Origin of the sequence: Candidatus Riesia pediculischaeffi, assembly GCF_002073895.1 — a bacterium.
GTDB lineage: Bacteria > Pseudomonadota > Gammaproteobacteria > Enterobacterales > Enterobacteriaceae > Riesia > Riesia pediculischaeffi.
In genome coordinates this window covers 375,149-399,851 of the sequence record NZ_CP012839.1, presented here as the reverse complement: position 1 = coordinate 399,851, position 24,703 = coordinate 375,149, and the positions used below count along the sequence as shown (strand labels likewise).

Below are 24,703 nucleotides of genomic sequence, written 5' to 3'. Positions count from 1 at the left end.
CTCATCAAGGATCTTTCGATCTGACTTTCTTAAGATGTATACCGAGAATGATCATTATGTCACCTAGCGATGAGATAGAACTCGTCAATATGCTCCATACCGGACATCACTATAGAGATGGTCCAGTCGTTGTAAGATATCCAAAAAGTTATCAAAAGATTGGGATAAAATTACAACAATTTTCTAAAATAAAAATAGGACAAGCTGTGGTTAAGAGGTTGGGTAAAAGAATTGCCATTTTAAATTTTGGAACGTTAATTGAGGAGGCTAAAGTTGTATCGAATCGTTTAGATACCACCTTGGTTGATATGAGATTCATCAAACCATTAGATGAGAGTACTATTTTAAAGATTGTACGAAATCATCAGGTATTGGTGACATTGGAAGAAAATTGCATTTTGGGAGGAGCAGGAAGTGGTGTTAACGAATATATTTTAAAGAACAAACTTTTTGTTCCAATACTAAATATTGGTCTTCCAGATCAATTTATACAGCAAGGTAACAGGACGGAAATGTATGAGGAAATCGGACTAAATTCAGATGGAATCGAGAAAGCTATCCAAAACTATTGCGATGGAATAGATCTTTTTCAGATGAAATAATTAAAAAATGGCAATAAGAATCTATCGGAAATACAGTATAATTGAAAGCGCGATTAATAGATCGTCCATCATGATCCCAACTCCATCTTTTATTTTTTTTTCTAAAAGATTGATTGGGAATGGCTTTATGATATCCAATACACGAAATGCAAAAAAACTTTCCACAATTTTTTTTATGTTCGGTTCTTCGAAAGAAGATGTTATGAGAAACATTCCGGAAAACTCATCCAAAACGATGCAATTATAATCTTCACACCTCATAATGTAACAAATAAAAAAACCTAACAAAATATAAACTAAACTTATAAGAGAGATGGTTTTATCAGAACAAAAAAAACTCATAACTCTCCAAGATAAAATAGCGAATAAAGAAGAAAACGTTCCAGGAATCTTTGGAAAATAACCTATCCCAAACAGAACTAAAAGATGATAACAAGTTTTATAGAACAAAGTTTCGATTCTGTTTTTTTTTCGAAAAACCTTCTTGTCTAAAAGAGATGATGTATTTTTAGAGAAATATATTTTGGGGAAGATTTTCAGATACATCTCATAATTTCTTTTTTTTAAAGCATTAAAGATCTTCAAATTTCTTCCTGTTAAAAATCATTTTGTCTAGAACTCCATTGATAAACTTGTAACTTTTCTCAGAACAGAACTTTTTGGATAGTTCAACCGCTTCATCGATAACAATTTTGTATGAGATTTCAACATGTAGAAGTTCAAATACACCTAGTCTAAGAATTGCTCTTTCAACTTGATCTATAAATCTCATGTTTCTTAAGGTATATTTGAGTAATTCATGATCTATCTCATATACTTTGTTAGAAGTTCCGATAAAAATTTTTTTAAAATATTCAGCATCTACATTCATCTTTTTAAACTTAATAAGATTTAAAAAATCAGATGCTATGGAAGTGTTCTTTGTGCCTGTAATCTGCCAGGAGTAAAGAGCTTGAATAGCCATCATTCTAGATCTATGTCTAGCATAACTGTAGTTATACTTATTTTTATTCAAGAGTGATTTCCTATTCTAGAAATGTTAGAAATTTTTTTAACTAGATTAATCATTTCTAAAGAAACTAAAGCTGCATCAGATCCTTTATTGCCCATTTTTAATCCTGATCTTGCAATAGCTTGATCAATATTTTCTGCAACTAAGATTCCACAAGATATCGGAATGTTATATTCCATGGATATTTTAGGAATTTCAACGTTACATGAATTACAAATGTATTCAAAATGTTTAGTTTCTCCTTTGATAATTGTTGCGATAGTGATGATAGATTGATATTTTCCAGATTCAGAAAGAATCTTTACAACTAATGGAATCTCATAAGCTCCTGGAACTTCCACAACACTTATATTCTCTTTTTTTAATCCACCGATTCTTCTCAAAATATCTACGGCTCCATTTAATAAATTATCGTTGATAAATCGGTTGAATCTAGAAATTATTATTGCTATTTTTACAGAGTCGGAACAAGATAGAGACCCTTGGATTCTTTTTAAACTCATAAATTTTCTCCACATAATTGAAACTCAACTTTCAATAAAGTTGAAATATAAAGGGTATGTTAAATTTCTTTTTTTCGTAAAATCACACGAAAATCTTGACCAATTTTTTTGAACTGAACGAACTGTAATTTTGAAATTTTATTCAATTCAATTTTTTTTGAGATTGTTGTTAGTCCTATTGCTTTGTTTCCAAGAATCTTAGGAGCTATGTAAAGAATAATCTCATCAAATAAATTTAGGGTGAGAAGAGAACTTACAAAAGTAGATCCACTTTCTATAAGAATAGAATTAATGTTTTTTTGGGCCAGTTCTTTCATTATATAAATTAAATCGACCTTTCCTTCTTCGTCTAACTTTACTGAAAATTCCTTTGTATTGTTTAAATCATTTTGCAAAGTTTGTTTCCGAAATAACCAACATTCTCCAGGAATATTCACTATCTTGTGTTCACTATGTACTTCATTTCGTGTATCGATCACAATCCTTACTGGTTGTCTAATTTTTTTTTTTGGATAAAGATGTTTTAATTCATCAGTAAAATCGTTCCACCGAACATTTAGATAAGGATCATCTGCAACAACGGTAGATCCTGTGGTCAAAATTGCACTTGATCGCGCTCTAATTTTTTGAACATCTTGTCTAGATCGATAGGAAGATATCCATCTACACTCTTCAAATTTCGAATAAATTTTACCGTCGATTGATATTGCCATCTTAATCGTTATGTACGGTAATCCTGTCTTCATTCTCTTTATAAAACCTAAATTTATTTTTTCAGATTCTTTTTTTAGCAATCCATATACAACTTGAATTCCAGATTCTCTAAGTTTTTTTAAACTTTTTCCTGAAACCTGTGGATTTGGATCGGTCATCGCAACAAATATCTTAGAAATTCCAGCATTAATTAATTCATCAACACATGGTGGTGTACATCCGTAATGATTGCATGGTTCTAAGGTAACATATACAGTAGATCCTTTTATCATCTCTCCAGATTTTTTCATAGCGAGTATTTCAGCGTGCAACTCTCCTGTTTTAGAATGGTAAGATTCTCCTACTATTTTGTTATCTTTTACTATTACACAGCCGACATTTGGGTTTGGAGATGTAGTAAATTGTCCTCTTTTTGCCAATGAAATTGCCCTTCTCATAAATTGTTCATCTTGATCATTCATTCTAAATACCGTTTGTTGAATCGATTTTTTCAAATTTTTAAATGAGTTCGATAGTTATTTGTATATTAAATTTTTAAAATTTGAACTATGATTGCTAAATCAATGTACATTTTTTTGAATAATATTCTATAAAAAAGTGGGCAAAAACCACTTTATAAAGAGATTAAGTTCTGTTAGTTCATAACATTATGTTTAAAATAAACATCATAAGATTACCGTAATTTTAATCATATTTTTTTTAAAGTGACGGTGGTTTAATCAATTCATCATCTAGATAATTCACATCTTCTAACCAGACTACCGACATTTTTTGAATTTAGTATAGGATACGAATAAAATCTTAGAAATTCCTTCTTCTTTTCAAGAAGATCATATAAAATATACAACGATGATAAATATCAAAAGATCTCATGTTCTGATAGGTATAAAAATATTTAGGTAAAATTTAACAATATTTTCATATTAAATATCCTTTAATAACTTGTTCTACCACAGAGTATTTCAGATAGAATCCATTGTTCCTTTTGGAAGAACAGATGTGATAAAATTTTTATGAAGAAAAATTTTGTTGGAATCGCTTAATTTTACTATGAGATAGTCTGAATTGTTACAGGTACGATCTACCTTCCCTATTAATCCACCCTTTGTAAGAATTTCATCGCCAGGAATGATGGAATCCATTAACCTCTCATGTTCCTTAGATTTTTTTTGTTGTGGACGAAATATTATTAAGTAAAAGATGATTCCAAACAAAAATAACATAATTATCAAAGAATATGGACTATCCTTATCGTTATTTAGGTTAGTTGAAGCGTTTGCTAAAGTAACAAAATATTTCACATTAACTCCTTTTATCTTGATATCTTGAAATTGAACAACCTATTTGATATAACAAATTTTTGAAAAGATTTGAAGTATAAAGTAAGATTCTTATACAATCTTAGAATATAGTAAGAAATGAAGTAGATTTTAAAAATTTTCAAAAATCAATTTGTACATATCACACGATATGAAGAAATTTTTCAAAAAAATATAGAATCATTGAATAATACGACAAGATTGTTTTACATATTGAAAAACTTTTGCACGTATAAGATATAGAATCGATATTTGTTGTTTTGATAAACTTTAAAATGTTACATTCCTATTTTTAAATTAAATGATGTTAATAATAACTTCTATATGATATGAATGAGTATTAAACGCTAGAAACCATAACAAAACAATTTTTCGAAGTTATTAGATTATAATTTTAATCTGATTTTATGAAAGAATAAATAACATTGTTGATAATTTTAAAAGATTTTTATCGATTTTTATCGTTTAAATAATGGATGTATCATGAAAGTGTCGAATTTGATTGAAATATAAAGATAAATTATAATGATGATGATTTTTACTTTTTTATGAATAGTTATAATAAGTGGTTTTTCAAAGAAAATATAAATCTTCTCGATGAAATAATTTTCGTACTTCTTTTTGAGATTTATCTTCGTATCTATTTTAGATGGTTAAAATCTTTTTTCATATTAGCAACTCCATGTAATTTAGCAATTGACTCTAAATTCTTTAGAATGAAGTGCAAAAGATAGACGATCACCTATATTGATAATTATATTTCGTATATCAAACAATTTTAAGATCAGCTTTGTACACGAGAGTTTGAATTTCTTAAAATATATCTGTGAAGACATTGTAAAGATGAGAGAATATTGCAATTTATACGATGTATCTGACCATTTCCAATGTTTTTTGACATTTTCATCAATTTTATTAAAAGTAAAGCGTTCAAAATTTTTTACAAAAACATTGTTTCTATAAAAGAATCTTCTTCATAATCTCTAAATAAATTGTGCTCAACTTGATTAAATCCTGGATGTGTACTCTTTCGTTTATTTGATGGATAGTACGATTCAATAATCCTATTTCTACAATCTGATTACAAATATCTGTAAGAAAGCGACCGTCTGAAGTACCTCCGGAACATGATAATTTTGGAACATATCCAAATTTTCTTTCTATTATTTCTTCAACAAAACTGATTAAATTCTTACTTTTCTTATGAAAAGGGTTCGCAGAAAGCTTCCAAAAACAATCGCAAGATAAATTGTTCTTTTTAATCTCAGAAAAAACGTAACTTTTGATAAAATCATGATTAACACGTCTATTAAAACGAAAATTTATCCTTACATCTATTTTAGATGGAGTAATGTTATCGCTAAATGAGTCGGATACAATTTTTGTAATCTGAGTAGAAACATTTGAAGAGAATCTATCTTTTATTTCAGATCTAAAGATTAACTTTTTCAAAAATGGAACGATAGAATTAGCCGGATTTTGTATTGGATCAATGTAGGCAACATGTCCTTGAGGATGATATGAGATTATATTTAAGTTTAGAGAACCTCTTCTGCTATTTTTTATAGTATCTCCAATCAAAAGTTCACTTGTAGGTTCTCCAATGATGCAATAATCTATTTTCTCATTTCTCTCTTTCAAAATTTCAACTACTTTCTTTGTTCCGAGATCTGCTGATCCTTCTTCATCTGATGTGATTAAGAAAGCGAGTTTACCAGTATGTTTAGGAAAAAATTTAATAAATATTTTAGTTGCCGATATCATAGAAGCTATAGCTCCTTTCATATCTGATGATCCTCTTCCATAAATTGTACCATCCTTAATAAAGGACTTAAAAGGATGATATTTCCACTTTTTAAGATTTCCAGGGTTAACTACATCAGTATGTCCGACAAAAAGCAATACCTTACCTTTTTTCACACCATGAGATGCAAAAAAATTTTTAGTATGATCAAAATTTACTTCTTCAATTAAAAAACCAATTTTTTTTAATATTTCTATAAGAATGTTTTGACAACCTAGATCATATGGATTGATAGATGGTATTTCAATCATTTTTCTTAAAAGTTCTATCATCTTGTTAATTTCTTCTTTTTTCATTTTATGCTATGTGTTTGAAATTTTAGAAGGTTGGAGTATTTCTATCACAAAATTCAAAGATATTTATGTTCGTTATCTTAAAATATGGAGATACTTGAAGTTATTTAAATGTTCATTTTATAGGATATCTTGAACAATTTTAGAAAACATAGTAATAACTAATTTCAATCAACTGTTTTATAATAAAGAATATATTCTCCGTAACGTAAGATACCAATAATTTTCAGGTCATCAAATGAATAAAAAATTAATGGAAAGTTCCTTAGATTTTCATAAAAAAAATAAAAAAGGAAAAATTGAAATTCATGCTACTAAATCCATCTCAACTAGGAAAGATTTGACCCTCGCTTATACTCCTGGAGTAGCTTTCCCTTGTATAGAGATCTCAAGAAATAATAGAAATTCATACGAATATACCTCTAGAGGAAATTTAATCGCCGTTGTATCTAATGGAACAGCAGTATTAGGATTAGGAGATATTGGCGCTTTTGCTAGCAAACCCGTTATGGAAGGTAAAGCGATAATTTTTAAAAAATTTTCTGGAATTGACGCTTTTGATATTGAAATAAATGAAAAAAATCCAGATAAGTTTATAAATATCGTTTCTTCCTTAGAACCAACCTTTGGCGGAATTAATTTAGAAGACATCAAATCACCTGATTGTTTTTACATAGAAAAAAAATTACAAGAGAAAGTAAATATTCCAATATTTCACGATGATCAACATGGAACAGCGATTGTTGTTGCTGCTGCGGTATTAAATTGGATAGAAATTACAGGTAGAAATATCCGGAAAGTTAAATTAGTTGTTTCTGGTGCAGGAGCAGCAGCTATTTCTTGTACAAGAATGTTAGAAAAAATTGGAATTCGACGTAAAAATGTGTTCATGTGTGATTCAAAAGGAGTAATACATAGCAATAGGAAAGACTTAAATGAAGTGAAATCTGTTTATGCTGTTCGTAAAGAGAATTTAAAAACGTTATCTGATGTCGTTCAAGATGCAGATATATTTTTAGGATGCTCTGTTCCGAAAGTTTTGACAAAAGAAATGGTTCAGTCTATGTCTGATAATCCTATTATTCTAGCATTATCTAATCCGATTCCGGAAATCTTACCTTCTTTAGTAGAAGAAGCTAGATCAGATGCGATCATTTGTACCGGTAGATCAGATTATCCTAATCAAGTGAATAATATTCTTTGTTTTCCGTTCATCTTTAGAGGGGCTTTGGACGTTCAAGCTACTGAAATCAATGATGCCATGAAGATAGCTTGTATAAAAGAGATTTCTAAACTTGCTAAAGAAAAGATTGATTTTATCGTTTATGAAGAAGGTTGGAATCAAGGATATTTAAAAAAAAAACATCCCATTATTCCAAATCTGTTCGATCCTAGATTAATCATGAGGATTGCTCCTGCTGTTGCTAAAGCTGCTATGATATCAGGTGTCGCAAAAAAACCGATTGAGAACTTTGCAGTATATAAGAAAAATTTAAGAAATTATGTTAGAGAAGGTTATTTCTTTATGAGATCGATATTTTTAGCTGCTAAAAGAAAGAATAATATAATCCTTTTGACAGAAGGTGAATCTGAAAAGATACTTTATTGTATAGATAACATCGTTCATATGGGATTATCAAAACTGATCATAATAGGAAGAAAAAGTGTAATCAAAAATAAAATTAAAAAGTTAAAATTAAAGATTCGGATAGATAAAGATTTTTCTTTAATTAACTTAGATGAAAAAAATTATGAAAAATTTTTGAATAAATACTTTAAATCTTCTAGAGCGAGAAAGATTTTAACAAAAAACGATTTCGAAAAGAAATATACTTACCTTACAACTTTAATAGGATCCCTGTATCTATATGAAAATCGCGTAGATGGAATGATTTGCTGTACAAAGAGTTACAACGATACAAACGATATAAAACTTATTACCGACATCGTTGGATTTTCGGATAAAAAAATGACCGAAAAAATAAACATTATTTCTACTCCAAACACAAATTTTTTTATTTCCGAACTAAAAGATGATGAAAATATTTCGGTAGAATATCTAAAAGAAATGATTTCTATTGTTTTAAAGAAAGTAAGTTTTTTACATTTCTTATCAGATATTTTTTTACCTTCTTTAGAAGATTTAAAAGATTTCAATTTGGATCTTCAAAACAGGGTTTTCGATTTAATCTCCGTTTTCCGAAAATATTATCCTTCAATTCGTATTACACAAAAAAAATCATGTGAAATAGATTTATTAGGAATTGCCAGGAATAAAAATATTTCTGATGTACTTTTATTTGTCCCTAAAAAAATATCGTGCAAAATCAACTTTGATTTGTTAAAGACCTTTGATGTTTCTGAAAGTACCGTAGGTTCGATCCTTGTCGGAACTAACAAACCAGTTCATATTTGTCATAAAAAAAATTCAGTTCAATGTATTACTAACACATGCATATATCTCATGGCATAAAAGGTGTCTACTTAATTAAAATTTTTTAAAGAAATATTAACTATCACTCCATCGAAAATAAATTTTTTTAAAATGTTTGACGATAGGATGTTCAATAGATGATCGATCTCAATCTACTTACAAATTCTCATGAAGATATCATGTACTCGTATACGGTCACCATTGTACAACAATTATGACATACAACTAATTTTATTCCTTATAAAAGAATCCATGTTGTTAGAATTTTCATTATTCGGATTAAATTCTTCGTCATCTGTTTTAAAATATTCTTCAAAAAATAAACAGAAACATGAGAATCATCCATAAAGACCTGATTTCAATTGGATATCCTTACTGTTGTATAAACAATTTTTTATTAAAAGATTGATACAAAAACTAAAGGATAATATGATAGTAGATGATCATATCAGGTAATTTCTTCGATTGAATACTTATTAAAAATGAAAAATAAAAAAAACTATACAGCAAGAGTAGTTGTTGCCATGTCCGGAGGAGTAGATTCTTCGGTTGCAGCTTTATTATTGAAGAAGAAAAAATATGAAGTTTTGGGTCTGTTCATGAAGAATTGGGAAGAAGATGATAAAAATGGATGTCCATTTTTAAAAGACTTAAAGGATGTACAATCTGTTTGTAATTTTTTAAGAATAAACCTCTATACAGCAAACTTTTCTATAGAATATTGGAACAGAGTGTTTAAAATATTTCTTAAAAAATATCAAATTGGAAAAACTCCTAATCCCGATGTTTTATGTAACAAAGAAATTAAATTTAAGGAGTTTTTAAATTTTTCATTAGAACATCTAAATGCAGATTATATTGCCACAGGACATTATGCAAGAATAAAGAAAAAAAACAATGAGTATCTCCTACTAAGGGGAAAAGATAGAAAAAAAGATCAAAGTTATTTTTTACACTCACTTGACCAATCTCAATTACAAAAAGTTATTTTTCCAGTCGGAGAATTGAAAAAATGTGAAGTTCGTAAGATCGCTGAAAAGGCAAGATTAATTGTAGCAGGAAAGAAGGATTCGACTGGAATATGTTTCATAGGAAAGAAAAATTTTAAAAATTTCATTCGGAAATATATCGATTGTCAAAACGGAAATATTTTATCAGATTATGAAGAAGTCATTGGTCAACACAGTGGATCTATTTTGTACACACTTGGACAAAGAAATGGGATCGGAATAGGAGGAGTTAAACAAAAAGATGGAAAACCGTGGTACGTTATCGAGAAAGATATTGAAAAGAACACTATAACGGTATCTCAAAATAAGTTTCATCCATCGTTAGTTTCAAATGGATTAATAATGAATAAAGTTCACTGGATATCAAAACCAAAATATCGATGTGCTATTCAAACCAGGTATCAACAACGCGAAACCAGTTGTTCAATAAAAACAATTTACTTTAATAAAATAGTGGTTAAATTCGATCACCCAATTTTATCCGTCACTCCAGGTCAATATGGTGTACTTTACGATAATGAAATTTGTTTAGGTGGTGGAGAAATAGACATAAAATTTTAATGAAAACTAATTTTCATCAAAAATTGTAAAGATCATTTTTTTATAAGGTTATTGATCTATCTCTTCAAAAAATTAACGAGTTTCATCCATCTTGTACGAATAAGATTGGATAATTATATCGTAACGATCAATATGAAGCATTCTTTCCATAGATTAACAGCATTATCTCCTATTGATGGAAGATATAGAAGTAAATCTAACATCCTACGTCCAATTTTCAGTGAATTTGGTTTAATGAGACGTAGAGTTGAAATTGAAATCAGATGGTTTCTAACGTTATCCAAATCTAGCGAAATTCAAGAAGTTCCAAGGTTTGAAGGTTATATCAACGATTACTTAGATCAGATAATAAAAGATTTTGATTATTTTGATGCATTATCCATCAAAAATATCGAAAAAAAAATTAATCATGATGTAAAAGCAGTCGAATACTTCTTAAAGAAAAAAATGTCGAAATTTCTTGAATTAGAAAAAGTTAAAGAATTTATTCATTTCGCATGTACTTCAGAGGATATCAATAATCTTGCTTATGCATTGATGATAAAAGAAGCAAGAGAAAAGATCATTATTCCTTCTTGGAAAGGGATTATCGAAATTTTAGAAGAGATAGCTTTTTCTCACAGATCAACACCGATATTATCTAGAACGCACGGAAGACCAGCAACTCCGAGCACTGTTGGGAAAGAATTTATGAATGTCGTCTACAGGATGGGCAGACAACTTCGTCAAATTTCAAAAATTAAAATTTATGGAAAGATGAATGGTACTGTTGGAAATTACAATGCCCATTTATTCGCTTACCCAAAAGTCGATTGGTACAAGATCAGCGAAAAATTTGTTTGTTCTTTTGGTATCTATTGGAATCCACTTACTACACAAGTGGAACCATATGATTATATTGCGGAGATTTTCGATTGTATTGCTCGTTTAAATACAATATTAATTGATTTTAATCGAGATATGTGGGGATATATTTGTCTGAATTATTTTGACCGAAAGATACATTATCATGAAGTTGGATCCTCTATTATGCCTTACAAAAATAACCCGATTGATTTTGAAAATTCTGAAGGTAATTTAGAATTGGCGAATGCATTATCCAGACATATCGTTCAAAAAGTACCTACCTCAAGATGGCAAAGAGACCTCAGTAACTCTACTTTAATGAGAAATTTGGGAGTTTGTATTGCTCATTCTTTAATCGCATATCAAGCTCTCAACGACGGTTTAAAAAGAATTTATGTCAACAAAAGGAACATTTTTCGAGAACTCGATGAAAATTGGCAAGTTATCACAGAAGCCATACAAACTATCCTTAGGAAATATGGAGAAAAGGATCCGTATGAAAAGTTAAAAGAATTTTCTCAGAAAAATGAAAAAGTTACAAGAAAAAAGATAATTCAATATATCGATTCTTTAAAAATTCCTGCATCGGAAAAGAGGAGATTAAAATTAATCACACCTAAAAACTATCTCGGGTTATCTAAAAAAATTGTCTTAAAAAATCTTAAAAAATGTAAAAGATATCGTACGTAGTATTTAAAGATAATCATTCAAGATCTCTTACAGCTCGATTAATAGCTCGTATGGCTGAAAACAGCATCAAAAGCAACACGATCATAGAGATGAAAAATAAATCGTTTTTTTTGAAATAAGACGGAAAGAAATCTATAAAATACGTACCTTTAATTTGAAAACAAAATATATTTTCTATGGTCGAAAAAATCTTTGTTAAATTAATGGAAATAAAGAATCCCAATATAGAACCTATCGAACAATAAACTATTCCCCGAAATGTCCAGATCAATAAAAAAATACGTTTGATGAAATTGTTTTCTGCTCCAATGGATGAAATAATAGAAATTTCACGTGATCGATCATCGATTTCTGATTCAACAGAATACATAACGTTTAGACAAGCTATACAAACCATGAAAAATGTGATAACGTACGCGATACTTTTGATTGATTGTATGTCCTGATAGATGTATCCATATTCATCGATCCATGTGCGAATAATAAACTTTTTATCTATTCTGTTATGATAGCGATAACCGTTTGTCGCCTTTAGCAAAGATGCACCAACTGAAAAGATATCCTCAACCTCTACTTGAAATCCGCTTATTCCACTTCCGTATCCTAAATATTCTTGAGAAGATTGTATGGGTAATATCGCTATTTGATCGTCCAAAATACATTCTGATTCGACTATTCCTCCCAGGTTTACTTCTACCATTTTCAGATCAAACGATCTTCTACCAACTTTGCCGATATTCTCAATACTAGATGTAACTATTATATTCAAGTGATCTCCTAAAGATGCGTTGATCCTTTCGGCTATGTTCTTTCCTAGTATAATTGAAGATTTATCTGAAAAAAGATATTCCGTGCTGTTTACTTTCATTTTAGAGAACAGCCTTTCTCTTATATTTTCAGAGAAGTCTATTCCTATGAACTTAATTGGTACAAATGCATTACTTTTTTCTAATATTCCAATAAACTTAACATAAGGAAAAACGTTTTTAATCTCTTTTGACATGGATAAATGAGTCATCATTGTTTTCCAACGTGTGCAAGGTTGATTAAAAAAATCTACATATCCATGAGGAATAAATGACAAAATCTTTTTTTGAAATTCTACTTCGAATCCACGAATGACACTTAAAGCGATAATCATGATGGATATACTGGATATAATACTTAATTTAGAGATCCATCTTATCCAGCTTATTAAGTTACCACCCCTTCTATTTTTAATGATTCGATAGGAAAACCAACATAAAAGATATGTTTTTTGAAAAATCATAGTCATTCGATTGATGCAATTGATCCATCTCTGATAGTTATTTTTCTATTCATAATATCTGATAGTCGATTATCGTGTGTTGCAACTACAAAAGCAGTTTTTCTCTTACGATTAATTTCGATAAATAAATCAGAAACACTCTGTGAATTTTGAGAATCTAAATTTCCTGTCGGTTCATCTGCTAAGATAATTACAGGATCATGAATCATAGATCTAACTATAGATACTCTTTGTTTTTCTCCACCAGATAGTTCAGACGAGTAATTTTCAACTTTTTCAAATAGGTTAACTTCAGAAAGCAATTTTTTTGCCTTGTCGATGGATTTCGCATAATTTTCTCCTCTAATCAACAGAGGCATGATGACATTTTCTATTACTGTAAAATCCGATAAAAGATGATGAGATTGGTGTACAAAACCAATATATCGATTTCTTATACATGATAGTTCACGATCGGTTAGATGATATAAATTTTTTTTCATCAAGAATACTTTTCCAGAAGTAGGTTTTTCTAATCCAGATAGAAGATGTAGTAAGGTACTTTTACCTGATCCAGAATTTCCCAATATTGCTACTGTGTCTCCTGTGCGAATAGAAAAAGAAATTTTTTTTATCACTTCTGTTATTTTTTTTCCGTCGATATAACTTTTACTTAAATTCTCGCAAGTTAATAGATCTTCATCTCTCATGACGTAATACGTTGGTTGGAAAGAAAGTTGTCGCATACCAAGAAGGATAAATTGAGTTGATCATAACAAATAGTATTGAAATAGAAGAAATCTTTAAGCAATAGCGACAATTAAACGATATCGATGAATTTATATGATATGGTAGGTTTAAAAATTCCATCAAATCTTTGATGTGATACGATACAAATATTCCTAACATATTTCCGAAGAATACTTCTAAAAATCCTGTTAATAGCCCTTGAATCATGAAGATCATCACTATATGAAGACTCTTTGCTCCTAAAGTTCTTAAAATAGAAATTTCTTCTCTCTTTTTAATGATTAAATATGATACCGAAGATGTTAATCCAAAACAGGACATTATGAGGAGACAATTTAGCAGCAAAGAGGTTATCTTTCTCTCTGTTTCAACAGATTTGAAAAGATCAACTTTTTGTTTCATATAATCTTTCCATACAACACCTTTTGGTAGATTTTGTTGAGCGATAGAATAAAAACACAACGGATCCTTCAGATGAACTCTCCATCCTGTAATTTCATCTTTCTGATAATACATCATTTTCTTAGCATCATCGCGATGAACAAAGACCACACTTTCATCTACCTCAGTTGAGGTATTAAAGATATCAATTATGGTGAACATTCTTTGACTGGGTATTCCGCCGATGATCGTATGATGAATTATATTCGGTATCGTTAACCTAATTTGATCATAAAGTCTTACTTTAAGTTGATCAGCTAATCTACGACCCAGTATTATCGAATATTTTCCAGGATTTAAATCAGACAACTTTTTTTGATTTTCTAAAATCAGATTTAGTTCAATAGAATCAACTCCAATCATGTTAATAAAGTTCAATTCTCCTCTACTTTGTATAATCGCGTAACTTTCAACGGTTTGAAAAATTTTAGAAATCCCGTTTAAATCTTTGAACAATTCTTTAGGATATTTAGATGAGTCTAAGACGTTTTTCTCTGTGGTCAAAATAGAATGTGTAGCATATCGTAATTCTTCTCTTAATGAGCGTTCAAACCCTTCTATTAAAGAATCGCAAATAATTAAAGCAGATATTCCAAATATCATTCCTAACATAGACAGTATCATAAAAAAAAAGTTTTTGTTCAACAAGAACTTCCGGAAATATCGAGTTCCAATGAAGCAGGAAACCAATAGATTCATATAATGTTAGGATTATAATTTATCTTACGAATTAGAACTTTAGAATCTGTTATCCTTTACGAAAGATGTCCTTGCACTCCTTAAAAAAAATATCTAATGATATCAATCATTATGAGTATTTGTCGAAAACATATAAACTTATTCGATTTTGTTGAACTTGATAAAACCAAATTTTTATTTTATCGCGCTTTAGATGATTTTCTTTGAATCGTAGATCTAATCTTACACGTATGAGTAAGAATCTTCAAAAATTTTAAAATATTGATGTTCATTATATTCACGATAATCAACGTACTTAATGATGCAAAATGCTAAAACTTTTATTAAATGAAACGATATACCATCAGTACAAGTTCAAATGATTAGATCTCAGATATTTATCAAGATTATCAGATACAATGGACAATCCAGTCCTAATCAAACCTTGTATTGTAACTTGATGTCTTCGGTATAGAGACAAATATAAGATTCTAGCGATTTTTCCACATACTGGAATCTCCTTATTGATGCTATCGACAAAGATACTTCCTACAGTATTAAATTTAGAAAGTGATATCAAAAATCCACGATCTTTATAGAAATATTTTTTTAACTTCTTCCTCTCCAACATTGAAAGTATATTTTTATAGCAGATGTTTGCCATCTGATGAGCAGCTTGTGCCCTAGGTGGAACATATCCTCCTTTATCTTCTTGAAGAAACGCGCAATCTCCTATGGCGAATATTGTATCATCAGAAATACTCTGTAAGGTAGGTTGAACTATGATTTGATTGATACGATTAGTACTAATTCCATCAATTCGTTTTATAAAATCTTGGACTTTTATTCCCGCAGCCCATACGATAAGATCAGCATGTATTTTTTTTGATGAACTAGTTTGCAATTCACTTTGGGATACTTTGTTCACTTTAGTTTTTGTAAGAACAGATATTCCAATCTTTTCTAATTCATTGTGCACATCTTGGGAAATACTTTCTGAAAGAGATGGTAAAATCCTATTCTCAGCTTCTAGAAGATATATTTTTAACTGATAATTATTATATCCTTCAAACTTGTATTTATTCAAATAATGCAAGGTATTTAATAACTCTGCACAAAGTTCTATTCCAGTTGCTCCACCTCCTACTATCGCGATCTTCATTTCATCGAACTTATGTTCTCTTTTTGACGATTTTGCAATAAATAAATTTATCATTTTATTCCGAAGTAGATTAGCTTGTTCCAAATTATCTAAGAAAATACAATACTTTTTTACTCCTTCTATACTAAAGTCGTTAGATATACTGCCTAATGCGATTACTAGGATATCGAACTTTAACTCTTTTTTGAAAATCTTTCCATCTTTTCGACAAATCATTGTTGAAATAGTAATTGTCTTTCTTTCTTTATCGACATCTTGTAGTTCTCCTAGATAAAATTGAAAATAATTCTTATAAGCATGATTGAAATAACTTATCGATTTCAAATTCGTGTTGATTGAACCTGAAGCTACTTCGTGAAGAATAGGTTTCCAAATATGGCTATGATATCGATCGACTAAAATAATGTCTGCTATTTTTGACTTTCCTAAACTGTTTCCAAGTCTAGTAACCAATTCCAAACCTCCCACACCACCACCTACAACAATTATCGTTTTTTGTTTTTTCATAAACTACCTTGCGAATCTTTAAATTATATATTTTCATGTAAAAATTAAGGTACGTAAATCAATCAGATGATAGAGCTTTTAATGAATATAACTAATCTAAAACATATCAAAAATAACAAATCACAGCAATAAATGTGCATAATTAACATCGTTACGGATATTCAGAGAAGTCTATAAAATAGTTATATATGATTTATAAGATAAGTTTTACATTTGAAGAATTTCATTTCCGAAAAGTAACACTGCAGTTCAATTCTATTCTTTATTTTATAATATAGACAGCACTTCATCGAAGGAAACTGAAGATCTTCATCGTATCTTTCAATCGTGCTAGATTAGCTATATTAATTATTAAATTATCCGAAAAAAAGAAAAAGATTTGACGATAGTATTTTATTTTCGAGAAAGATTTATTTTCTTCTTAAAGAAATTTGTTAAAAGATTATGATAATTTTTCCAAATGTAACCTGCTATCATACAAGAGATCAGAGAAATTATAAAAGAACTGATCATATCTGAAGTCCAGTGTACACCTAAAAAAACTCTAGCCCAACATATGATAAAAGAAGGAAAAAGCATCAATACTCTAAATCTAGAATTTGTCCATATTAAATAACTTAAAGAAATAGTGAAAGAAATCGATCCATGCATACTAGGAAATGAAGAATTTAACTTATGACAAAGTATATTATTTTTTATACCTACTACAAATGGACGATCTTTATAGAAGATCCTTGATAGTAAAAAAGAAATAAAAAAACTGAAGAATAAAGAAAGAATTATTTTAAAAAGAAAAATATATATAGAAATATCGTTTTTCCTTTCTAACATATAAATCATCCACATAAATATAGGAAAAAGAAATATCAGTTTCTCCGCAAAAAAAATCAAAATCGGCGTCATACATTTATCTTCTAGTTGAGAGATGATGATTTATACTGTAATTCACTGCAAACATTATACGTAAATGGTTTTCGATCTTTTAACCATTAATCAATATTGCAATTAAACCGCTCGAAATGAAATATGAACGATCTTTTAATCGTTTTATATTAATATATAAGATATATGATTGCATAATCAGTACGATATAGAATAGAACTTTTAAAGAGAACATCGGTTTACTAATTATAAATTAGATCTAGATACATATCGTAAGTATTTTTATGTTGTTTTTTGTACGTGATGTATCATTGAAAATAATTGATCTTCTATCTTATAAAGAAACGTTTTCAATTTTTTTTGATAAAAATAACCGTTTCAACGATCTACCTTTCAAAAAGAATCAAAATTATCGATTTCTAAAAATTATTCTTCCTTTTGTTAGATCATATGGACTCATCTCTACAGTTACTTTATCTCCAGTTAAAATTCTAATATAATTTTTTCTCATTTTTCCAGAAATATGAGCGATAATTTTTCTACCATTTTCTAAACGTACACGAAAAGTTGTATTTGGTAGAGAATCTAAAACCATACCTTGTAACTCAATTCCAACTTCTTTCACGTTGTCCCCTTTCATAAGAATGATTGCCTATTGATAAACTTTTGACATATAAACAGTTGCTACAATACCGTAAAATGAATAAGAACTGTCACTTATTCTATATTTACCGTCCCATTTTTCGTGGTCATTTCAAAAAAAAGACATAAGGATATTTTTTCTTCATGTTCTATGTTATACGAGATAAATATTTTTCTGCATCAATAGCTGCCATACAGCCGGTTCCAGCAGATGAAATAGCTTGTCTATAAAAATTATCCGACACATCTCCTGCGGCAAATACTCCTTCTATTGAAGTTTCTGTCATGCATTTTCTATCTAATCTTGTTCTAATATATCCGTTTTCTAAATCTAATTGATTAACAAAAATATCAGTATTTGGGATACTTCCAATTGCGATAAATATACCGGAAACAGAAATATTCTTTTCAGAGCCATTTAAATTAGATCGTATTTTCATCGATTTAACACCACGTTCATCACCTTGGACATCGCATATTATAAAATTTGTGTGTAGAAAAATCTTTTTTTGTTCAATTTTTTCGTACATTTTGTTTATTAGAAATTTTTCCGCTCTAAACTTTTTTCTACGATGAACTAAATTAACTTCTTTGGAAATTTTAGACAAGTAAATAGCTTCTTCAATAGCGTTATTTCCTCCTCCAATGACTGCAACCTTTTGATCTTTGTAAAAGAAACCATCACAAGTTGCACAAAAAGAAATTCCACGTCCATTAAATTTTCTTTCAAAAGAAGAACCAAGTTTCTTAAAAGAAGAGCCAGTTGCTATAATTAAAGCGTCACAACTATATTTTTTAAAATTTCCAAATAGAAGAAAAGGACGTTGCATGAGATTTACTTTATGAACACTATCTTCTATAATGTCCGATCCTGGCATGAATTTTTCTAACTGTTTTAATGTGTTCTTCATTATTGAAGAACCTTTTTGTTTATCATATAAACCTGTCCAATTTTCAACTGAATTCGCCAGGGAGATTTGTCCTCCTTTCTGTAATCCAGTGATCAAAATCGGATTTAATCCAGCTCTCGCTGTATATATAGCAGAAGTACATCCAGAAGGTCCTGATCCTAATATGATCACCTTTCTGTGTAAAAAAGATTGATTAATTTCTTTCATATTGATAGGTATAATGAAAATATGTGGATATGATTGGTAAAAATTTTACTATAGTACGATAAAATGGATAAAAATTTAATTCTTATGTATTTAGCTCTTTCAATCGTACACCTATTTTTATAGATTAATGGATCTTTAAAATGGTTAAATCGTGTAAATTATATATTCTTATAGGATTATGACTTTATTATCATCTAAAGTAAATATTTTAAATTTAAGTTATTCAAAGATTTTTCTATAATTTTATTATTTTATGATTTATCTTAATCTCAAGAATTATCACGTTAATTTTTTTTAAAAAAAGATTTCTTTAATTTTTTTATGAAATATCTTTTCATGTTGTATCAAGATTGATCAGTGTATCGTATCAATATTTTAAAATTTATATTTTAATAACATCTTTTAATAGATTTTTCGTCATAGCGAATGTTTTGAAAAAAAACGATATAAGTTATTAGAAATGATAATCTTGATGAAATTATTTTATATTGGATTTATTAATCATTTTTAATGAATTCGAGTTTTTATAGTGTTTACATATAAAATACAAATCTTAAGATGATCTTTTTAAAAGTAGATTAGAAAAGAGATGAATTAACTGTGGTTCGTATATTTTAACCGTTAGTTTCAGATAAATAAATAAGGATAAATTTTTGAGATATAAGAAAAATGAAAAGAATCGTTTTTATATTTCAGATTTTAATAATAATTTCAACAAATTTCGTGATTTCTGATTCTTCTAGCGAACTGTTAAATAGACTAAAAAATGTAGGAAATTTTTCAGCAGATTTTACAAACAAAATAATTGATAAAAATAGTAAGGTTATTTATTGCAGTTCAGGAAAGTTATGGTTCAAAGGTTTGAAATCGCTACAGTTATATACAGAGCACCCAAAAAGATCCCTACTGACATTTGAAGAAGATATTATAAGATTCTATGATTTTAATAATAATCAAATAATAGTTACTTCCTATGAAGATTTTTATGTCGGTTCTATAATAAGGGAAATAAAATCAAAAAAAACATGTTTTCTTAAACGACACTTAATTCAACAAAGTAAAGATCAATTTTTCTTGTTAAAGAAAAGAAAAAAAAGTTCTGAAAACTTTTGTTCTATTGAAATTCAAAAAAACGGAAGAATACTAAGTTTGCAAGTTACTGATAATAATAATAAATTGATCCTTTATAATTTTAAAAATTTGAGCAATGAAGTGAAGGATGTGAACGACAATAAATACAGATTCGTTCCCGATATAAACACAATCATTGACGATCAAAGAAGAAAGTAATAAATGTATGATTCATGAATTTTTACCGATATGTAAGATTTTTCAGATAATTCGAATAGTATTAACTACCATGGATGTAATGTTTTATGCTATGGATTTTTTCATGAATAGAAACCGATTGTATCTCACAAATTATTTCTTTATCAGATTTTCTCGATAAGGATCGTAATCTTGAAAGTTATCTTGATATTTGATTAACCATTTGTACATTCTCAAAGAGGAAGTATGTTGGATCCAAAAATGTTTTTTTCTAATTTAAAAATTGTTAAACAGAAATTATCCGCAAGAGGATTTCATTTAGATAGCGAAAAAATTGTTAGATTAAAAAGAAGAGAAACAGATCTTATAAAAGAAATCGATTTTTTGAGGAGAAGAAGAAATCATTTTTCAAAAATTATTGGGATAGAAAAAATTCAAGCAAGAAGTGTTGACGATCTTCATATTAAAGCAAAGAAAATTAGAGAAGAACTTTCTAATAGAGAAACTCAACTGAAAAGTATAAAAGAAGAAATCCAAGGAATATTTTCAGAAATACCTAACTTACCAGAAGAATGTTTTAAAAAGCAAGACAACATTGAAATTAAGAGATGGGGAAAAAAGAGAAAATTTGATTTTAAGATTCGAAATCATATTGAATTAACCAAAGAAAATCGAAGTATCAACTTCACTATTGCTTCAAAAATATCTAAATCTAAATTTTCTGTTATTTCTGGTAAATTAGCTCAACTATATAGAGCATTATCGCAGTTTATGATCAGTTTACATGTTGACAAACATAACTATTATGAAGTCTTAGTACCTTATTTGGTCAACTATCGATCTTTATATAACACTGGTCATCTTCCAAAATTTACAAAAGATTTATTTTCCGTGAAGTTGAATGATGATTCAAATAAAAAAAATAAGTACTTTTTAATACCAACTGGAGAAGTTCCAGTAGTTAATTTGGTTCAAAATAAGGTATTCTCATACGAGTCTTTACCGATCAAATTGGTATCTCATACCGCATGTTTTCGTTCAGAAGCAGGATCTTATGGAAATAAAACTCACGGTTTGATCAGATTACATCAATTCGATAAAGTTGAGTTGATTCGCATAGTACACCCGAAAAGATCGGTTGTCGCATTAGAAAGACTGACGGAAAATGCTGAAAAAGTTCTTCAATTGCTGAATTTACCTTATCGTAAAATTATGATTCATAATAAGAATTTAGGTTTTTCTTCAAGTAAAACGTATGATCTGGAAGTTTGGATTCCATCGCGACAGAAATATATTGAAATATCCTCTTGTTCAAATACGACGGATTTTCAGTCAAGAAGGATGAACACTAAGTTTAAAAAAGCAGATGATCGTAAGGAATTCGTTCACATTTTAAATGGTTCAGGATTACCTATCGGAAGGACAATGGTCGCTATTTTAGAGAATTATCAGTCAAACGATGGATCCATTGAGATTCCTAAGATATTACAAAAATATATGAATGGAATGGACCGTATTTTTTTAGAAAAATCTAAAATATGATATAATCATGGTGTGATACTATTTTTATGAAATCGATTATAAACGGTTTCGATACCGTTTTAGTAATTTATCTCATAGGCATAACTGATCTGAATTTTGAAGAACATTTGATACAAATAGGTGATTTTATTGTTTTAAGATTCGTTATTTTTGACGGTTCTCTATCATTTATCATGTATCGATTAATTTAATAATTTTAATAAAAAGAAAGATGTATAATTTTAGCGCAGGTCCATCCTACATCTCAAGAGAGATCATGAAGGATATATGTTTAGGACTCGATGATAGCAAAAGGTCAGGGTTCTCTATGATGGAAATTAGTCATAGAAGCAACATTTTCATGGAAATCGTCCATGAACTTCAAGGTGGTTTGAGGAATGTTTTAGATATTCCAGAAAATTATGAAGTGCTTTTTTTTCACGGTGGAGCAAGAGGAATGTTCTCTGCGATTCCATTAAATTTATTTCAAAGAAATGAGATCGTAGATTATTTAATTGGAGGATATTGGTCAAACTATGCTTATCGCGAAGGATTGAAGTACTGTTCAGCAAGATCTGTTGAGATAATAAAAGAAAGTAGAAATGACATAGTTAGCTTACTTCCTGTAAAAAAATGGGATTTATCGAACAAATCAAAATACGTACATTATTGTCATAATGAGACCGTTGAAGGTTTAAGAGCTCATATTGAAGATATTGATGATATTCCAAAAGATAAAGTTATTATTGCAGACTTTTCTTCTTCAATTCTATCTGAACCGATAGACATATCGAAATTTGGAATAGTTTACGCCAGTTTTCAAAAAAATATGGGCATCGCTGGAACGACAGTGGTTATTATCAGAAGTAATTTAATAGAAAAACCACGTCACGATTCCATACCTTCAATCTTAGATTTCTCTGTACAGCTAAAAAATAGTTCCTTATATAACACACCAAGTACGTTTTCCTGGTACGTATCTACTTTAATAATTAGATGGATCCGTAAAAATGGGGGTGTAAGAAAAATAGAACAAATGAACCGAAAAAAAGCAGAACTATTGTACAATACAATAGATCAAAGTCAACTTTATATCAATAGTATAGATATGAAATATCGTTCTATGATGAATGTTACATTTCGGACAAAAAGTACAAAAATAGATGAAAAGTTTGTCGAATTCTCAGAAAAATCAGGACTACTCTTTTTGAGAGGTCACAGAGAAACGAAAGGTATGCGAGCTTCCATATACAATTCTATGCCATACGAAGGAGTTAAAGCTCTTGTTGATTTCATGAAATATTTTGAACATCAATATTTCTTTAAAGATATATCGTTTTTTTAATTTTAAATGTTTTTATAAAAAAGAAGATCAATAAATTTTCGTATGTTGATTCCTCCCATTACATATTTAAAAGGAAATGTAGAAGTACCTGGTTCTAAGAGTATATCCAACAGGGTGTTACTACTTTCCGCACTTTCTCAAGGTATAACTACGATAACCAACTTATCAAATTGTCAGGATACGAAGGTTATGTTGCTAGCTTTGAAGAAAATCGGCATAAAATACGATTTAGATCATGATAATTCTTGCATTATATACGGCAATCCGGATCGTTTTAGATTCTGTCGAAAGGGATTAAAACTATTTCTAGGAAATTCTGGAATTTCTATGAGACTGCTAACTGCTGTTTTTTCCGTTTCAGAGAATGATGTTATATTAACTGGAACGAAAAGGATGCAGGAAAGACCGATCAAACAGTTGGTTTCTTCTTTGGGACAGGGAGGAGCAAGAATCATCTATCAAAAAAGATATGGATTTCCTCCGATAAGAATATTTGGTGGATTCCACGGAGGAAAAATCACCATAAGTTCTAATATTTCTAGTCAATTCGTGAGCGCTTTGTTAATATCTTCTCCCCTGATATCGAACTCAGTAAAAATATCGGTTGGGAAACATCTTGTATCCAAGACATATGTAGATATGACATTAAAAATGATGCGTTTATTCAATGTCCATGTTGAAAGTTTAGGTTACCAATCCTTTGAAATTGATCAAAATCAACAGTATGTATCCCCAGGAAGATATCATGTAGAACCAGATATTACGTCTTCTTCTTATTTTATAGCAGCGAGCGCAATTGCAGGTAAAAAGATTAAAATTAACGGAATAAATAGAAGGAGTATACAAGGAGATTTGAGATTTATAGAAATTATCCAAAGAATGGGAGCAAATATACTGTGGAAGGAAAACTGTATTGAATCTACGAAGGGGGATTTGTTCGGAATCGAAGTGGATGCAGAAGATATCCCAGATTCTGCAATGACAATCGCGATATTAGCTTTATTTGCGAAAGGAAGAACTATAATCAGAAATATCGATCATTGGAGATTTAAAGAGTCAGATAGGATGTTATCTATGATAGATGGACTGAGTCAAGCCGGAGCTCACGTTGAAGAGAATGAAAGTAGCATAACGATTCATCCGCCAAAGAAAATTAAACAATCAAAAATTCGTACTTATGATGATCATAGAATAGCCATGTGTTTTTCTCTCTTATCCGTGTCCGGTCAGTCAGTTTTCATCGATAATCCAGGATGCGTCAGCAAAACATTCCCAAATTTTTTTCAGAAACTTGATGAATTGTCTCATAGGAGATCTAAATCTCGATAATCAAAAGTATGTAAATATTATT

The 24,703-nt window shown here is 29.3% G+C and carries 21 protein-coding genes; 8 read left to right on the top strand and 13 right to left on the bottom strand.

Features of this window, described 5'->3' with window-relative positions:
* Positions 1 to 602: transketolase C-terminal domain-containing protein (locus tag AOQ87_RS02685; RefSeq protein ID WP_272482037.1), on the top strand; the 602-nt coding region annotated here is incomplete at its 5' end.
* 21 nt (positions 603 to 623) lie between these two features.
* Here AOQ87_RS02685 and AOQ87_RS01910 read toward each other — a convergent pair.
* The 6 genes from AOQ87_RS01910 to dapE all read right to left on the bottom strand — a co-directional run bounded on the left by AOQ87_RS01910 (position 624) and on the right by dapE (position 6,250).
* Positions 624 to 1,148 carry a phosphatidylglycerophosphatase A family protein gene (locus AOQ87_RS01910; RefSeq protein WP_143323097.1) on the bottom strand — a complete coding sequence of 175 codons (525 nt, stop codon included), beginning with the start codon at positions 1,146 to 1,148 and terminating at the stop codon, positions 624 to 626.
* A gap of 25 nt (positions 1,149 to 1,173) precedes the next feature.
* Positions 1,174 to 1,617: a transcription antitermination factor NusB gene (gene nusB, locus AOQ87_RS01905; RefSeq protein ID WP_185751036.1), complete on the bottom strand. Its 444-nt coding sequence runs from the start codon at positions 1,615 to 1,617 to the stop codon at positions 1,174 to 1,176.
* The gene (gene ribH, locus AOQ87_RS01900; protein ID WP_080626700.1) at positions 1,614 to 2,117 is read right to left on the bottom strand and encodes a 6,7-dimethyl-8-ribityllumazine synthase; all 504 of its coding nucleotides are present in this window, start codon (positions 2,115 to 2,117) and stop codon (positions 1,614 to 1,616) included. Before ribH ends, nusB begins: the two co-directional genes overlap by 4 nt.
* A 59-nt stretch (positions 2,118 to 2,176) precedes the next feature.
* On the bottom strand, positions 2,177 to 3,292 hold the full coding sequence (gene ribD, locus AOQ87_RS01895; RefSeq protein WP_039719725.1) for a bifunctional diaminohydroxyphosphoribosylaminopyrimidine deaminase/5-amino-6-(5-phosphoribosylamino)uracil reductase RibD: 1,116 nt from the start codon (positions 3,290 to 3,292) through the stop codon (positions 2,177 to 2,179).
* 501 nt (positions 3,293 to 3,793) lie between these two features.
* Entirely contained in the window at positions 3,794 to 4,132 is a 339-nt protein-coding gene (gene yajC / locus AOQ87_RS01890) for a preprotein translocase subunit YajC (RefSeq protein WP_039719724.1), read from the bottom strand.
* Positions 4,133 to 5,107: 975 nt separating this feature from the next.
* The gene (gene dapE, locus AOQ87_RS01885; protein ID WP_080626606.1) at positions 5,108 to 6,250 is read right to left on the bottom strand and encodes a succinyl-diaminopimelate desuccinylase; all 1,143 of its coding nucleotides are present in this window, start codon (positions 6,248 to 6,250) and stop codon (positions 5,108 to 5,110) included.
* 235 nt (positions 6,251 to 6,485) lie between these two features.
* On the opposite strand from dapE, the gene AOQ87_RS01880 reads away from it, so the two are divergent.
* The 3 genes from AOQ87_RS01880 (at position 6,486) to purB (ending at position 11,788) form a co-directional block, all read left to right on the top strand.
* A complete protein-coding gene (locus AOQ87_RS01880) occupies positions 6,486 to 8,720 on the top strand; it encodes a phosphate acyltransferase (protein WP_080626605.1) in 2,235 nt (744 codons plus the stop codon).
* A 425-nt stretch (positions 8,721 to 9,145) separates the two neighbouring features.
* Positions 9,146 to 10,252, top strand: coding sequence for a tRNA 2-thiouridine(34) synthase MnmA (gene mnmA, locus AOQ87_RS01875; protein ID WP_257788025.1), 1,107 nt, complete (start codon positions 9,146 to 9,148; stop codon positions 10,250 to 10,252).
* A 132-nt stretch (positions 10,253 to 10,384) separates the two neighbouring features.
* On the top strand, positions 10,385 to 11,788 hold the full coding sequence (gene purB, locus AOQ87_RS01870; protein WP_080626603.1) for an adenylosuccinate lyase: 1,404 nt from the start codon (positions 10,385 to 10,387) through the stop codon (positions 11,786 to 11,788).
* Positions 11,789 to 11,801: 13 nt separating this feature from the next.
* Here the strand turns inward: purB and AOQ87_RS01865 are convergent, their stop codons facing one another.
* The 7 genes from AOQ87_RS01865 to AOQ87_RS01835 form a co-directional block, all read right to left on the bottom strand.
* Positions 11,802 to 13,064 carry an FtsX-like permease family protein gene (locus AOQ87_RS01865; RefSeq protein WP_080626602.1) on the bottom strand — a complete coding sequence of 421 codons (1,263 nt, stop codon included), beginning with the start codon at positions 13,062 to 13,064 and terminating at the stop codon, positions 11,802 to 11,804.
* A complete protein-coding gene (locus AOQ87_RS01860; RefSeq protein WP_080626601.1) occupies positions 13,061 to 13,747 on the bottom strand; it encodes an ABC transporter ATP-binding protein in 687 nt (228 codons plus the stop codon). The genes AOQ87_RS01865 and AOQ87_RS01860 overlap by 4 nt, the downstream gene beginning before the upstream one ends.
* A complete protein-coding gene (locus AOQ87_RS01855; protein WP_185751035.1) occupies positions 13,737 to 14,840 on the bottom strand; it encodes an FtsX-like permease family protein in 1,104 nt (367 codons plus the stop codon). Before AOQ87_RS01855 ends, AOQ87_RS01860 begins: the two co-directional genes overlap by 11 nt.
* A gap of 430 nt (positions 14,841 to 15,270) precedes the next feature.
* On the bottom strand, positions 15,271 to 16,575 hold the full coding sequence (locus AOQ87_RS01850) for an NAD(P)/FAD-dependent oxidoreductase (RefSeq protein WP_080626600.1): 1,305 nt from the start codon (positions 16,573 to 16,575) through the stop codon (positions 15,271 to 15,273).
* Positions 16,576 to 16,968: 393 nt separating this feature from the next.
* Positions 16,969 to 17,406 carry a phosphatase PAP2 family protein gene (locus tag AOQ87_RS01845; RefSeq protein WP_185751034.1) on the bottom strand — a complete coding sequence of 146 codons (438 nt, stop codon included), beginning with the start codon at positions 17,404 to 17,406 and terminating at the stop codon, positions 16,969 to 16,971.
* Between the two features lie 460 nt (positions 17,407 to 17,866).
* Positions 17,867 to 18,097 (bottom strand): translation initiation factor IF-1, encoded by a 231-nt coding sequence (gene infA, locus AOQ87_RS01840; protein WP_039719716.1) that lies wholly within the window; start codon positions 18,095 to 18,097, stop codon positions 17,867 to 17,869.
* A gap of 151 nt (positions 18,098 to 18,248) precedes the next feature.
* Entirely contained in the window at positions 18,249 to 19,217 is a 969-nt protein-coding gene (locus AOQ87_RS01835; protein WP_080626598.1) for an FAD-dependent oxidoreductase, read from the bottom strand.
* Between the two features lie 669 nt (positions 19,218 to 19,886).
* Between AOQ87_RS01835 and AOQ87_RS01830 the strand changes: the two genes are divergently transcribed.
* The 4 genes from AOQ87_RS01830 to aroA all read left to right on the top strand — a co-directional run bounded on the left by AOQ87_RS01830 (position 19,887) and on the right by aroA (position 24,681).
* A complete protein-coding gene (locus AOQ87_RS01830) occupies positions 19,887 to 20,507 on the top strand; it encodes an outer-membrane lipoprotein carrier protein LolA (RefSeq protein ID WP_080626597.1) in 621 nt (206 codons plus the stop codon).
* 225 nt (positions 20,508 to 20,732) lie between these two features.
* Complete coding sequence (serS, locus tag AOQ87_RS01825; protein ID WP_080626596.1) at positions 20,733 to 22,028, top strand: serine--tRNA ligase; 1,296 nt, start codon at positions 20,733 to 20,735, stop codon at positions 22,026 to 22,028.
* Between the two features lie 211 nt (positions 22,029 to 22,239).
* Complete coding sequence (serC, locus tag AOQ87_RS01820) at positions 22,240 to 23,352, top strand: 3-phosphoserine/phosphohydroxythreonine transaminase (protein ID WP_236858638.1); 1,113 nt, start codon at positions 22,240 to 22,242, stop codon at positions 23,350 to 23,352.
* A 42-nt stretch (positions 23,353 to 23,394) separates the two neighbouring features.
* Entirely contained in the window at positions 23,395 to 24,681 is a 1,287-nt protein-coding gene (gene aroA, locus AOQ87_RS01815; RefSeq protein WP_080626594.1) for a 3-phosphoshikimate 1-carboxyvinyltransferase, read from the top strand.
* The last annotated feature ends 22 nt before the right edge of the window (positions 24,682 to 24,703 follow it).